The following is a 14349-nucleotide window of genomic DNA, read 5'->3' on the forward strand; positions in this document are numbered from 1 at the left end:
TATGAACATGTTACGCAGATATATACTCTTATTTATCCTGTTACTACAGGCCGGTGTGGGCTTCGCAGTACCAGACCGGGACAGCCTGATGGTGAAGGTAATTGAAAGGGGTAGGATGGCTTTTAAGGAGCTGGTCCTGCAAAATAAACTAAATGATGAAAAGGGACTGTCATCTCAGAACCACTATGTATTGCACATCAATACAGCAGACCTGATAGATGGGGAGATAGACAAACTGGATAAGGAATATATCAGACAGAGAAAGATAAGTTATATCGCAGGTAGTATAACCGGTGATAAGACAGCCGGCGATTTCCTTGTACCCGCTGGTGAAGATCTTGATGAACTGGAGGAGAAGTTACGGAAATGCAATACAGCTCCTGATGCCAAAATACGGACCTATCTGGTGACTATCGATTTTATACCGATGATCTATGATGTTCCGGGACTTGATCTGGAAACGTTGATGAGTTACCGCAGGGGAGACGCCAGTGGAACGGAAAACGGCGACATCGCGGAGAATGCCAAAAAAGATGCAACAGCTATTTTGCAAGGGATATCAACATCATTAGTGGTTGCTCCACCTGAGAATGGCGAAAAGCTGGCGTTCAATACAGCGTGCGTCGGCATGGTGAATTACCGGATTTACGATAGGAAACGGCGGTATAAGAAACTCCAGATGTTTTCCTGGTATTCTAACCTGGAGGGACAGGATGTACAATCCTATAATCTGTTGGTGTCGAAACACCTGGCGACGGTGAAAGGGGCAACTGGTTATCGGCTGATAAAGAGTTTTATAGATGTCATCAGTGAGAATAACTCGGACTTTGCATTGCTGCCATCTGTGAAGGATAAGATAATGTCTGTCAAGAGTCGTGAGGAAATGGAGGCGTTACTGTCAACAATCAGTGCGAATGCCTATGACCAGTTTACCTATGAGCAGCGTATTTATGCGGTTAAAATGCTTGCATCACAAGCGATAATTACCAACACTGGTGCAGAAATGATAGTGGATCTTCTGTCAACCGCAAATCTTGAAGAGGATGCAGGAAAATTGAGAGATGATCTTAATAAGCTGAATAACTTTGTTTCAAAGGCAGACGACGCCGCAGAAGCTGAGGTATTACCGGCGAAAACCAGCGAGTTAACCCTTTTGCATTTGCTGGTAAATGGCATATCAGACCATCTGATCGGAGATAAAACCTATACACGGCTGATGCAGGTTTTCATCAACATTGCGAAATCATCGCCTGCTATTGCTGAGGATGCGCTGGATTTTTATAGGGATCCGAGAAAGCTGGACCGGACAATAATATGGGATAAGAGCTATGCACTGGAATTGTTTGCCCAGCCTCCTCCAGGGACCAATAGTTATGATGTGACATTGGATAATAAGCTGGATGAAGTCACCATTACAAAATCGCAGTTGAAATATATCCAAAATGTGGATGGATATACCAAGCTGCAGGAGTCTATGCGTGAGTATGCCAAAGGTAATAACACCTTTATACAAAAGCTCCTGAACAATGTTGTTGTGCCTGCCATGGGTACAGTAGATATTGCTGGTTACTACGAGATGAAATATCCCCCTGAGCCACAATGGGTACCAGAACAGCCAATTAAGTTAAAGGCATGGCAGCTGGTGTCATTTACAAATAAATCCGATATAGGATTGCTGGCAACAGCTGTAGGAGAATCGTCAGATCAAAACGAGCATAAAGCACAGTATCTGCCGGCTATTGTACTGAAGTATGCAGCTGATAAGGAATTAAACCAGAATGTGGGTAAAGGTGTCGTAATGGCTTTTGATGTGATCACATTGGTGACACCGGTAGGAGAACTGGCATACCTGGGAAAAGTAGCCAACTATGTTTACAAGGGTATCGAATATGGATCGAAAGTAACTGCCCTCGGTCATCTGGCCGTAGAGACAGGCGCTATACCTCCGGATAGCAAGTTGGCTGCGTTCATCAAAGACTGTTATGACGTAACCAACCTTTTGCAGTTAGGTAGTCTGGGTTTTACAGCAACGAATGGTGTTATTGCCAGGTTATCCAGAGCAGAAGCGACAAAATTCCTTAGGTCATTTTACGGGGCGGAGAAGGAGGGGTTAGTATATCTGATGAAGGATCCCGAAGCAGTAAAGCAAATCCTCCGGTTTAAAAAAGAAATAGAGGACGCTGGTATTGCAGCAGGATATGGCAAGACCTGGTTTAAGGCCATCAAAGACCAGGTATACAGCGGAATTTCAAATACTGTTGCCAAAATAAAGGACTTAAAGTTTTTGAAGACCGAAGGGAGTGGTAACCTGCTCAAATTTACAGATGGGGCAAATCAACAGGTGATGCATACCATGAGCGATGGAACCCTGGTACTGGATAAAACAACGGTGACATTTGCAGAGGATGCTCGTCTGGTAGGTACAGTGGATGAGGTTTCTATCCGTACGGCAGAAAATGCGTCTGAAGTTGTGGAAGACCTGATGTTTGTACAACGAGCTAATAAGAGTGTGGAATGTATAAGAGGCGCTTGTTTTATAGCAGGAACACCCGTGCGTACGAAAGTCGGTCTTGTACCTATTGAACAGATTAAAGAAGATGATACCGTGCTTGGCGTGAAGGTGGCTAATGGCGATACTACCTGGCAGAAGGTTTCACATGCTTTCACAAAACATGCTTCGAAACTGGTGCGTATCATTACGGGCCGTGATACGATCTTCTCCACACCAGAGCATCCTTACCTTACAGAGAATGGCTGGAAAAGCGCTGCTGACCTGAAAGTAGGATGGCGTCTCAGACTGGCAAGGCATGCCTTTGCCACACTCACCGCAGTACTACCGATCGATACCAGTGTAACGGTTTACAATTTTGAAACCAGTATTACACACAATTACTGTATAGGCAGTGAAGGTATTGTAGTACATAATTCCTGTGAGATTTTTGAAAGGCTGAAAAGCCGCATTCCGGAAGACCGTTTCCCAGCTTTTGAAAAGGATTTTGCAGGTGGTGCAAAAGGCTCACCAAAGGCGAATTTCCTGAAGCAGTTTGATAATGAAGAGCTTTCTACAGATGTATGGGAGATTTTATATGAATTTCCGGCCATCCGCGCAACTGAAGAACTGTACCAAATCCGGGGAATATTAAAAAGATGTTCTAATCCCGACTGTACTGCCTTGGTGAAGGAGATTATGGAGGGGAAAAAGGGATTTGGAGTATTGAGTGAAGAGACGCAGAAAGAATTCAGGGAGCGGTTTGAGGCAATCATGCTCCGTTCAGAGAACAAAGGAGATAAGGTTACCGCGGCTCAGATGAACAAATGTCTCGCCCGGCTCCGTGAGGCATGGGCAGGGGAAGGTATCGTAGCACGAGTGCAAAAAATCAGTAAGTTATTTGATCAATACAATACACTGACTGCAGAGCAGAAATTACTATTCGCTAAAGATTTTGCGGAAGCCCATCCTAAAACGCTGGAACGTATGGCGGATGCGCCTGAGTTCCTGGCGCACTGGAAGACGGATCGTGACTATTATCTCAATCTATCTTATGCAGATATGGAGCATAAAGACTGGCCTATGGTATATAGAGAAGTAAGTACAAGTAATCCATATAATGCTAGTCTTGCCAAGCCACTTAACGAGGTAACGGAGGATGTTGTTGGGAAAGCAAATTATGCTAATTATATTGGAGCTTCAGCTACTTATAAGGGCAGACCTGGTGGTGTTGTTGTCAGGTTCAATTACCAGTGGAAGACAGAGCCCCCGCTTATAGATATGTTCAAACGACGTCTTACTTATCTGAAAATAATCCGTGACGATGCGATGGATGGAGGGCAGCTGTATACGACTTTATACAAGGATGTGCCTTTAGGAAAAGTAAGGGCTGCCGATGGTCCAGGTGAACATGCAGAAGTGTTGGCTGTTAACGTAATTACCAGAGAAATCGAGGCTGCAACAGGAGTAAAAATTACAACACAATCACAACTTTCTCATATAGATTGTATGGTGAGGGGAAATCGGTTTGGTTCTATGTGCCGTTGCCCACATTGTTTCTTTATATTGCAGGGAGTAAATATGATTGGAAACAGGTAAGTATGATAAAAGAGCTGGTCTTTGGAAATGAAACCTTCTTATTCAGTTATGACGAATATCACCAGGAATGGTGTCTGGAGGGCGCAGATTACTTCGGCGGTTATGAAACAGACCTTCGTATAGACAAAAGTGTGTTCCCTGATGGAGATGTTGACTGGGAAGAGGTCCGGAAATTCATGCTTTACCTGCGGAATGATCCTGCCCGCGTGATGGACAACATTATAAGTGCAGGAGTTGTATTAAAGTCGCTTTTTCAGGAGGTATATCTGCGCGTTGAAGAACGGGAGGTGAGACAGGAGGTCTATTTTGAAATGAATGGTATCACATTCAGGGGTTATAGCCAAACGTCTCCCGGCGATTTCATTTACGACTACCTGATGATGCCTTATTACTCGGGAGACAGGCTGATGAATGTCGGTACGTATATGTGGAGGGCCAGTTTTATCAGGTATAGCATTTATGGTGTAAGCAGGGAGTTTTAATCCGGCTTTAAATGATAGTTTGAAAGGCTGTTCGTCATCGACGAGCAGCCTTTCTCATCTTTACACACTGATTTTCATAAATATCCGTTAATGTTATAAAAAATATTATTAATATTATCCCCTATATCAGATTAAACAGATGGCAAAATATCTGGACTTTTTACAACAATATGCGAAACACCTGGGTGATCCTCAGGGAGTTAATGAGGGCGAGGTCAAAGCGATCGAACAGCAGTATAATGTGAAACTACCTTTAGCCTACGTAGAGTTTATCTCCATTTTCGGTAAAAAAAAGGGACGTATCCTCAGAAATTATTCCAGCGAAGTATCCTACCTGGCGCAAAACAGGAAAGATGCTGTGAAGGCATTAGAAGATATGGGCAACGGTTCTTTCGTGATCAAAGACAGCCATTTCTTCTTTGGTCAGTGGCAGGGGCTTTCTTCTTATTTTTTTGACTGTGAGCAGCAGGAAGATGATCCCACGGTATATGTCCTGGATGCAGGTAAGGCAGAGGTTTTCAAGCCTTCATTTTCACAACTGATCAGAGAAGAACTGACTAAAGTATTAAAGTTTGATGGGGTTATCAAAAAATAGGATTCTCCTTAATGCACTTTACTTACATCTGACAGGCGTACCATTTCAGGCACCAGGCAGATGGCCAGGCAAAGCACTGCCGGAGGCGTATCTGTAGCATGCATGTTGAATGCAATGGTATCACCCAGACTGATCTCAGCCGGTAATACGGTTGTAATGGTACTGTCTGTCCCCAAAATGTTAACCTTGTAAAGTCTGCCCCCTTCCTGAGATGAACAGCAATTGTCCGCCGCTGCTACAAGCCCCTTAAAAGATCTGTCATGTTCCTTTGAGCAGCATAAACCCGATAGAATAGAGATAAGGCATGAATAAATAAAGATCTGTTTCATTACAAATAATCTGGTTGATAACGCGGTATAGAAAAACGTATAACGGGGCGCAAGAGCGAAAAGTTACAGACTACTACTGCGTTTTGCAGGATTAATATGATGTTTTACATATATTTAACTTTCAGGCAGCAACATACAACATGATACATCCGAATCTGACAGAACAGGAAGCAATCGACATTCAGCAACAGTTGAGAGGGCAGGTTATCCAGTCGGACTACCTGCCCGCTGAGATAAAGCTGATCGCGGGAGTAGACGTGGAATACGATAAGAACAGCGAGGCCATCGCAGGTGCTTTCGTATTGCTGGATTATCACACACTGGAAGTCGTGGAAGTAGCCACACATTGTATGGAGGTATCGTTCCCTTACATTCCCGGCCTGTTCTCATTCCGTGAAATGCCGGTACTGCTGGAAGCATGGAAGAAGCTGCAACAGCTCCCTGATGTGGTCATCTGTGATGGACAGGGGAGGGCGCATCCGCGTCGCTTTGGCCTAGCATGTCACATGGGAGTTCTACTGGATAAACCTACGTTGGGATGTGGCAAGACAAGATTATTCGGGAACTATGAACAACCTGCTCCTGAACGTGGTGCCGTCAGTCCATTGCTGGCGGAGGACGATGGCGAGCATATCGGGAATGCATTGCGGACGCAAGCAGGTATTAACCCTGTATTTGTGTCTGTAGGACACAAGATCTCGCTGGATACAGCTACCCGCCTGGTGCTGAAAATGTGTACGGAATTCCGTCTGCCGGAAACGACCCGTAAGGCTGATCATTATGGGAGGGAAGCCTTCCTGGCATATAAGAGCAGATAACCAGGATCTGTATACACTATTTTCCAGATACAGTTAGTGCAACATAGCAATTATTCCATTATCTTACCAGCAAGGCAAAGAATCAACCGAAATCAAATTGTTCACGTAAATGAAACAGAGACTCCTGTCGCTCGACTTTTTCAGGGGCTTGACCGTGGCTGCTATGATCCTGGTCAATAATCCCGGAAGCTGGTCATACATTTATCCCCCGCTGGAACATTCAAAATGGAATGGCTGCACACCTACCGACCTGGTATTTCCCTTCTTCCTGTTTATGGTAGGCGTATCCGTCACTTTTGCGCTGAGCAGCCGTAAGGCAGATACCGGCGGACATGGAAAACTGATGCTGCATATCTTCCGGCGGGCAGCGATCATTTTTGCTATCGGACTGGCTTTTCGGCTGATACCCTCTTTTGATTTCTATAATCTGAGGATTTTAGGCGTATTACAGCGCATTGCGATCGTTTTTCTGATCATCTCCATACTCTATATCAAAACGGGTCCTACAGCCCGTATATGGCTTTGTTTTTCGTTTCTGGTGATATACTGGTTGCTGATGACATTAGTGCCTGTACCTGGTATTGGTCCGGCGAACCTGGAGCCCGGCACTAACCTGGCGGCATGGCTGGACCGTACGGTGATGGGAGAGCAGCATCTCTGGAAGCAGGCCCGCACCTGGGACCCTGAAGGTATTTTAAGTACCCTGCCGGCCATTTCAACGGGGCTGCTGGGGATTATGACGGGCGACTGGCTACGTCGTAAGGATAAGGAAGATGCAGTGAAAGTATCCTGGCTGTTTGTGGCTGGTTTTCTGTCTGTGCTCGCAGGCCTGGTATGGGATGGATTTTTCCCGATCAACAAATCCCTGTGGACAAGTTCTTTTGTGCTTTATACCGGCGGACTGGCCGCCATGGGGCTGGCATTATCCTACTGGCTGATCGATGTGCAGCGATATCAACGTTTCACGCCGCCTTTTGTAGCTTTTGGCAGGAATGCTATTACAGCCTATGTATTGTCGGGCGCTATTCCCATGATCTTTAAAGGGATGTCTGGTGGTATGTTCAGGGGCTATTCCGGATTCTTTTCTCCGCTCAATGCATCCCTGGCCGCAGCCATTACACTGGTGTTATTAATGTTCATTCCGGTATGGATCATGTATAAAAGGAATATCATCGTAAAAATCTGATGTGGAACGAAAATGTTACCACTGGCCGGTATTTTTTTTGTATTATTAGGCAATCGTCTTCCTAAACTTACTGCCAATGCAATCGGAGAGCCACGTGTTATGGTGGAATGCGTTTAAACAGGGGGATTGGGACGCCTTTACTGCGCTTTACGGCGAATTTTATGAACTGTTGAACAATTATGGCCGCAAGTTTACGCAGGATGCGGACCTGATCCAGGATGTAGTACATGATCTTTTTGTAAGATTATGGACTACCCGCACACGGCTGGGGGATCCCGCCTCTGTGAAAAACTATCTGTACAAAGCACTACGCTCCGCGCTGTTCCGTAAAATACAGTCCCTTTCCAAATTTGTAGAACTGGATAATGCTTCCGGAGGATTTACGGTGAATTTCATTCCCGATGCTTCCTTCCGCCAGGAAGAACAGGAACTCAGAAGCCAGGTGATCGCCCTGGTCAATACATTGCCTGCCCGTCAGCAGGAGATTATCTTCCTTCGTTTTTATGAAGGAATGTCCTATGAAGAGATCGCCGTCATGATGGACATCAATATGAGCTCAACCTATAAGTTATTATATAAAGCCCTCGACAACCTGCAAAAGGTATCAGATAAGCGTTTCCTGACCATTTTAAGTGTACTCTTTTTCCTCTCTAAAAGTTTTTCAAAAAAAATGTTGATTCCGGAGGGATAATTTTTACCATGTCATGTCTAATAGTAGTAAATCGGGAATATCGTGATGAACAATGAGAAATATGCAACATACAGACTGGAAGACTTCCTGGACGATGACGCCTTTATTAAGTGGGTGTCAGGTAAAGAGCAGGATACCCATGTAGCACAGTTCTGGAGCGAATTCCCTTCACAGTACCCATCTGCTGCTGTCAACTATGAGTTTGCTGTCAGTGTGATCCGTACTTACCGTTCGCAGGAAGTGTGGGAAAACAGGGATAATAAGGCACATGTCCTGGAAAGGATCACCGCTACCATAGAGGCTAATAACAACCGCCGTCCTGCGCTGATCCGCCGCATGAGCACCTGGGTAAGGGCTGCAGCTGTTGTCCTGATCGCTACTGTAGGTGGTTACCTGGTCTACAACAAACTGGGCAAACCTTCACGGGAAACAATCGCAACAGGCTATGGTGAAAAAAGAACCATCACGCTGCCCGACCATTCTGTGGTGACACTGAATGCCTCCTCTTCCATCGCTTTCAGTGAACGATGGGATACGACTTCCGCAAGGGAAGTGTGGGTAGACGGTGAAGCCTTCTTTGATGTGAAACACCTGAACAGTGATACAACCAATATCAGGCCAGGACAACGTTTCCTGGTACATAGCAATGGACTGACAATAGAAGTACTGGGAACATCCTTTAATGTGAGAAGCCGCCACGGAAAAACCAAAGTAGGGCTGGTAACAGGAAAGATCCAGGTAGGATTCACCGGCGCTGCTGCACCAAAAGCCATGGTGATGTTGCCGGGCGACTATATCGAATATGCAGACAATCATTTATTACTAACTAAAAAGATAAACAAACCAGAATCAATTAAACGTTGGACACAGGTACCACTGACGTTTACTGATGCTACATTAAGTGAGATAATAGAAACACTGCAGGACAATTATGGTTACACTGTAAAAGTCAGTGAACAATCAATCAAAAAGCTAAAGATCGAAGGAGATATCAACGTAGCTAACGTAGAGGAACTATTGACTGTAATTACCACAACGCTGAATGTCAAAATAGAGCAACCTTCAGAGAAGGCGCTTGTCATCACTTCAGGAAAATAACAGCGGGAAAAACACGCGCGTAAACGCCGCGGGAAAAACTAGGACACGTAAAAAAAAATTATGAACATTTTGAACCAAAATCTCGTTTTGGGGCTGCTCTCTTGTGCCCTGCTGCCAGGTATTGCCCTATCTGCCGGTGCACAGTCGCCCACGATGTATGCCATGAGGCAGTCAGATAAGATCCCTGTAAAACATGTATCAGCAACAGTGTCCCTGAAAGAAGCTTTAATAAAGCTGAAGAAATTCCAGAATATTCGCATTGCCTACAAAGAGGGACTATTAGATGGGAAAGTTGTATCTGCTGATGTTATCGAAAAAGCAGAACGCCTGGACGCAGACGATGCACTGAAGCTGCTGCTGTCAGATTTTTCATTAGCCTACATGCGTATTAACAAAACACAGTATTCCATATATGTGCCAACAGTGGCGACCGTGCTGAATGTAAACAACCTGATGGCCGATAAGCTGAAAGGTAAGGTAACAGGTCCTGATGGTGCACCCATTCCCGGTGCCAGCATTGCGCTCAAGGGAAACACAGCGGTTGCTACAATGGCTGCTGCTGATGGTAGCTTCGAATTGAACCTGAAAGGTGCCACTCCTCCCTTCGTACTGATCGTAAGCTCCATGGGCTTCACCAAACAGGAAGTGAATGTAACAGATGCAGGTGCTCCTTTGGCCATCAGCCTTTCTGAAGCCAATGAATCACTGTCTGAAGTAGTAGTAACAGCCCTCGGTATCAGGAAAGAGAAAAAGGCGCTGGTATATGCCGTAACAGAAGTAAAAGGTAGTGAGTTCACACAGGCACGTGAGGTGAACATCGCCAATGCACTGAGCGGAAAGATCGCGGGTGTGAATGCCACCAGTCTGGCCAGTGGTCCTGGTGGTTCCAGCCGTGTGATCATCCGTGGTAACAGTTCACTGGGTAGTGAGAACCAGCCTTTATATGTGGTGAATGGTATGCCGATAGACAATACCACACCAGGTGGTGCACCTACTACCGGTGGTGGTGGACAGAACGTGGACAGAGGTGATGGTATCGGTGGTATCAACCCTGATGACATCGAAACTATCAGCGTATTGAAAGGTGGCTCTGCTGCTGCATTGTACGGTTCCCGTGCTGCAAATGGTGTGATCCTCATCACCACCAAAAAAGGTCGTGCCCGCAAAGGTATTGGTGTAGACTACAATACGACCATGACGCTGGAAACACCATCCGTACATCCTGACTGGCAATATGAATATGGTCAGGGTGATAAAGGACTGAAGCCAACTTCACAGGCAGAAGCTATTACCTATGGCCGCCGTTCATGGGGTACTAAAATGGATGGTACGCAGTACATCGCCTTCGATGGTAAAATGCATACCTATTCTCCTCAGAAAGACAATATCAAAAACTTCTACCGTACAGGATCTACCTATACCAATACTGTAGCATTCAACGGTGGTAGCGAAAACATAAATTTCCGCTTCTCGCTCTCTAATACCAACAGTAAAAGCATCGTTCCCAACTCCAAGTTCGACAAGAAGATTGCGAACCTGAACCTGAATGCTTTCCTGGGTAAAAATCTGAGCATAGAAGCTGTAGCGCAATATAATGTTGAGAATGCGACCAACCGCTCCAGTTCCGGGGATGCCACCGGTAACCCGAACTGGGGCGTTTATATGATCGCCAACACAGTAGATATCCGCGCGCTTGATCCTGGTTATGATGCCGCAGGCCGTGAGATCCAGTGGAATGAAACTGCGTATGCATCGAATCCTTATTTCGTTGTCAACAGGTTTAAGAATAATGATACCAAGAACCGTTTTATCGGTCAGGCAAGTGTGAAGTATGATCTGCTGAAGAACCTGTACGTAAAAGGGACTGTGAGCCGTGACTTCTTTAACTACAACTATGTAGGTATCATCCCAACCGGTACAGTATATACAACCGGTGCCGCAGGTGAGTACAGTGAACTGAGAAATGCAGTGGCAGAGACCAACTCTATGGTGACTGCTAACTACAACACCAAGATTGCCGGTACGATCGGTGTGAATGCGCTGGCAGGTGTGAATGCCCGTCGCTTCAATTCCAACCAGACAGCTATCACCGGTACACAGTTTATTATTCCTTTCTTCTATAGCTCTACCAACCTGACTACTTCCACTACTACGCCAACCAGGAACAAAGTTGCTACCAACTCAATATTCGGTTCCGTAGACCTGGATTATAAATCTATCATCTTCCTGAACTTCACAGGCCGCCAGGACTGGTTCTCTACACTCAGTCCGAAGAGCAACAGCATCTTCTATCCGTCTGTAGGTGGTAGTATCATGCTGTCAGATGCGTTCAAGCTGCCTAAGGTGATCAACTTCGCCAAACTGCGCAGCTCATGGGCACAGGTGGGCGGTGCTACGCCTGATCCTTACATCCTGAACCAGACTTACTCCATGGTACAGGGTGGTCACCTGGGTCGTCCGGTACAGCAGATCACACAGTCCAACGGTGTGAACCTGGTAACCAACTCCAACCTGAAACCGCTGACCTCTACTACCTATGAAGTAGGTGGTGAAGTGCAGTTCTTCAACAACAGGCTGGGTATTGACCTCACTTACTATAAGAAACAGACTACTGACGATATCGTAAGTACAGCCGTATCTACTGCTTCCGGTTATAACAACGCCTTGCTGAACGTAGGTAAGCTGTCTAACAAAGGGATTGAGTTACTGTTAACCGGTACACCTGTTAAATCAAAGAACTTCTCCTGGTCTGTGAGCTACAACATGGCGCATAATACCAGCAAGGTAGAGCAGCTGGCCGCAGGCCTTACCACGCTGCAGATGGCGACGAGCGTAGGTAGCTGGGCATTCATACACAATACAGTAGGACAGCCTTATGGCATTATCAAAGGATATACTACAGTGAAGAATGCGAAAGGACAAACGGTGTACAACAGCACAACTGGTTATGAGCAGAAGAGCGACCTGGTAGCCCTGGGTAATGGTGTACCACCGTTGACCATGGGTCTGAGCAATACCTTCAGTTACAAACGCCTGTCGCTCGATATCCTGGTAGATGGCAAGTTTGGCAACAAAGTATTCTCCGGTACAGATGTATATGCTACCCGTTTCGGTCTGCACAAGAAAACACTGGCAGGCAGGGAAAATGGGCTGGAGCTGAATGGAGTTGACCAGAGTGGCAATGAATATCACAATACGATCCCGGTAGCGAACCTGCGTCTCTACTATGACAATACCAAAAACTATACAGACCACTTCCTGTTTGATGGCAGCTTTGTAAAACTGCGTCAGGTGATCTTCAGTTATCAGGTGCCTGTACAGAAAATGAAATTCATACAGAGTGCGTCCATCTCTTTTGTGGCACGTAACCTGGCCATCCTGTATAAAAAGACTGACAACTTCGATCCGGAGTCCAGCTACACAAATGGCAATGCACAAGGTTTTGAGGCATTCGGTATTCCACGCACAAGAAGCTTCGGTGCGAACCTGATGGTGAAATTCTAATCTATTAAAACTACTACGGATGAAAATGCGCTTTAACTACTTACTATATACAGCCATCGCGGTAACGCTGGCTTTCCAGTCCTGTGATAAAGGATTCGAGGAAATGAATGTCAATCCGGATGCATCATCCACCGTACAGCCTGAATACATGTTCAGTAAGGCGCTGCTGGATGCTTTTGGAAACAGCTATTTCGCTACTGACGTACTGGCCTGTGGCGGTTCCATGCAACACTTCGCGACTTATAAAGATGTACCAGGTATCGGTGATAAATATTATTTCCAGCAGGGTACTTACCCATATGATTACTTCACGACAGGGTATACCACTGCTGTCAATGAAATCGCGACTACCATCAATGGGTTGAATCCGGATAATGCTGCTGATGGGAACAAGCTGGCTATTTCCCGCATCTTCAGGGTGTATATTATGCATCGTCTGACGGATATGTATGGTGATATTCCTTATTCTGCATCTGTGAAAGGTTATACAGGCAATAACTTCACACCTAAATACGACGCACAGGCAGATATCTATGCTGACATGCTGAAAGAGCTGGATGAAGCAGCCGCGAAGCTGGATCCTGCGGCAGCTACTTTCGGTGCCGGTGACTTTATCTATTCCGGCGATGTGAACAAGTGGAAGAAGTTTGCTTATTCCCTGATGTTACGTCTCGGTATGCGCCTGTCAAGAAAAGCGCCGGATTTAGCACAGACATGGGTAAAGAAGGCAATTGCCGGTGGTGTGATCACGGCCGACGGAGATATTGCGACTATGAAGTATGTGGATGGATCACAGGCTATCAACCGTAATCCGGCCGCTGCCAGCATGCTGTCAAACGACTATGCGGTGGCAAATGGCAACAACAATACAGAGGGTGGAAAATTGGCCAAGACATTTATTGATGCATTAAAGGCAAACAATGACCCCCGTTTGAATGTTATTGCAATAGTATGGAACAATGGTAAAGCAGATACCAGCACCGCACTCCAGAAAGGTATGCAGAATGGTCTGCTGAATAAGCCGGCTGATTTTACCAGCTATTCCGAGCCTAATCCGGCTACTATTCTTCAATACAATGCCCCTTTCATTCTGATGAGCGCAGCTGAGGTGAACCTCTTGCTGGCAGAAGCAAGTGTGAACGGCTGGTGGGAAGGAAGTGCCGCCACAGCATTTTCTGACGCTATCGGGGCCTCTATGCGTAACTGGGCATTGTTTGGCAGCGGTGGTGTGATCTCTTCAGATAAGATTGCAGCTTATCAGGCAGCACATCCGCTGACTGGTGGAGCAGAAGCGATGAAAGCCATGATCGGACAGGAGAAATGGGTGTCTTTATTCCTTGATGAGCAGGAGATACATGCTAACTGGCGCCGTACCGGATATCCTGTTCTGACACCGGTAAACATTCCGGGAAATACTACCGGCGGTACTATTCCCCGCCGTCTGTTGTACCCACCTTCTGAAGAAAGTGTGAACAGCAGCAGCCTGGCAGAAGCAATTACCCGTCAGGGACCAAACCTGATGACAACCCGCGTATGGTGGGATAAACAATAAACCCGTA

10 protein-coding genes are annotated in these 14349 nt (G+C 46.0%); 9 read left to right on the forward strand and 1 reads right to left on the reverse strand.

The genetic code is table 11. The annotated features are described in order from the left end of the window. The first annotated feature begins 1 nt into the window (after position 1). From CLV42_RS14135 to CLV42_RS14145, 3 genes are all read left to right on the forward strand, one after another. Positions 2–4087 (forward strand): polymorphic toxin-type HINT domain-containing protein, encoded by a 4086-nt coding sequence (locus tag CLV42_RS14135; RefSeq protein WP_106602576.1) that lies wholly within the window; start codon positions 2–4, stop codon positions 4085–4087. 2 nt (positions 4088–4089) lie between these two features. After that, positions 4090–4569 (forward strand): hypothetical protein, encoded by a 480-nt coding sequence (locus CLV42_RS14140; RefSeq protein WP_106602577.1) that lies wholly within the window; start codon positions 4090–4092, stop codon positions 4567–4569. Positions 4570–4708: 139 nt separating this feature from the next. Continuing rightward, entirely contained in the window at positions 4709–5164 is a 456-nt protein-coding gene (locus CLV42_RS14145) for an SMI1/KNR4 family protein (protein ID WP_106602578.1), read from the forward strand. Positions 5165–5172: 8 nt separating this feature from the next. Here the strand turns inward: CLV42_RS14145 and CLV42_RS34190 are convergent, their stop codons facing one another. Then, on the reverse strand, positions 5173–5340 hold the full coding sequence (locus CLV42_RS34190; protein ID WP_211303455.1) for a hypothetical protein: 168 nt from the start codon (positions 5338–5340) through the stop codon (positions 5173–5175). Positions 5341–5633: 293 nt separating this feature from the next. On the opposite strand from CLV42_RS34190, the gene nfi reads away from it, so the two are divergent. From nfi to CLV42_RS14175, 6 genes are all read left to right on the forward strand, one after another. Further along, positions 5634–6311: a deoxyribonuclease V gene (gene nfi / locus CLV42_RS14150; RefSeq protein ID WP_106602579.1), complete on the forward strand. Its 678-nt coding sequence runs from the start codon at positions 5634–5636 to the stop codon at positions 6309–6311. 109 nt (positions 6312–6420) lie between these two features. Beyond that, positions 6421–7497 (forward strand): acyltransferase family protein, encoded by a 1077-nt coding sequence (locus tag CLV42_RS14155; protein WP_106602580.1) that lies wholly within the window; start codon positions 6421–6423, stop codon positions 7495–7497. Between the two features lie 76 nt (positions 7498–7573). Further along, a complete protein-coding gene (locus tag CLV42_RS14160; RefSeq protein WP_106602581.1) occupies positions 7574–8188 on the forward strand; it encodes an RNA polymerase sigma factor in 615 nt (204 codons plus the stop codon). Positions 8189–8233: 45 nt separating this feature from the next. Further along, complete coding sequence (locus CLV42_RS14165; protein ID WP_106602582.1) at positions 8234–9286, forward strand: FecR family protein; 1053 nt, start codon at positions 8234–8236, stop codon at positions 9284–9286. A gap of 60 nt (positions 9287–9346) precedes the next feature. Continuing rightward, a complete protein-coding gene (locus CLV42_RS14170) occupies positions 9347–12790 on the forward strand; it encodes a SusC/RagA family TonB-linked outer membrane protein (RefSeq protein WP_106602583.1) in 3444 nt (1147 codons plus the stop codon). Positions 12791–12809: 19 nt separating this feature from the next. Continuing rightward, positions 12810–14342, forward strand: a complete 1533-nt coding sequence (locus tag CLV42_RS14175) for a SusD/RagB family nutrient-binding outer membrane lipoprotein (RefSeq protein ID WP_106602584.1) — start codon at positions 12810–12812, stop codon at positions 14340–14342. Positions 14343–14349: the final 7 nt, after the last annotated feature.

Origin of the sequence: Chitinophaga ginsengisoli (genome assembly GCF_003014595.1) — a bacterium.
Classification (GTDB): domain Bacteria; phylum Bacteroidota; class Bacteroidia; order Chitinophagales; family Chitinophagaceae; genus Chitinophaga; species Chitinophaga ginsengisoli.

Bases quoted from the DNA above. Each gene is read 5' to 3' on its own strand.
- CLV42_RS14135 (WP_106602576.1), top strand. From the start codon at position 2: ATGAACATGTTACGCAGATATATACTCTTATTTATCCTGTTACTACAG.
- CLV42_RS14140 (WP_106602577.1), top strand. From the start codon at position 4,090: ATGATAAAAGAGCTGGTCTTTGGAAATGAAACCTTCTTATTCAGTTAT.
- CLV42_RS14145 (WP_106602578.1), top strand. From the start codon at position 4,709: ATGGCAAAATATCTGGACTTTTTACAACAATATGCGAAACACCTGGGT.
- nfi (WP_106602579.1), top strand. From the start codon at position 5,634: ATGATACATCCGAATCTGACAGAACAGGAAGCAATCGACATTCAGCAA.
- CLV42_RS14155 (WP_106602580.1), top strand. From the start codon at position 6,421: ATGAAACAGAGACTCCTGTCGCTCGACTTTTTCAGGGGCTTGACCGTG.
- CLV42_RS14160 (WP_106602581.1), top strand. From the start codon at position 7,574: ATGCAATCGGAGAGCCACGTGTTATGGTGGAATGCGTTTAAACAGGGG.
- CLV42_RS14165 (WP_106602582.1), top strand. From the start codon at position 8,234: ATGAACAATGAGAAATATGCAACATACAGACTGGAAGACTTCCTGGAC.
- CLV42_RS14170 (WP_106602583.1), top strand. From the start codon at position 9,347: ATGAACATTTTGAACCAAAATCTCGTTTTGGGGCTGCTCTCTTGTGCC.
- CLV42_RS14175 (WP_106602584.1), top strand. From the start codon at position 12,810: ATGAAAATGCGCTTTAACTACTTACTATATACAGCCATCGCGGTAACG.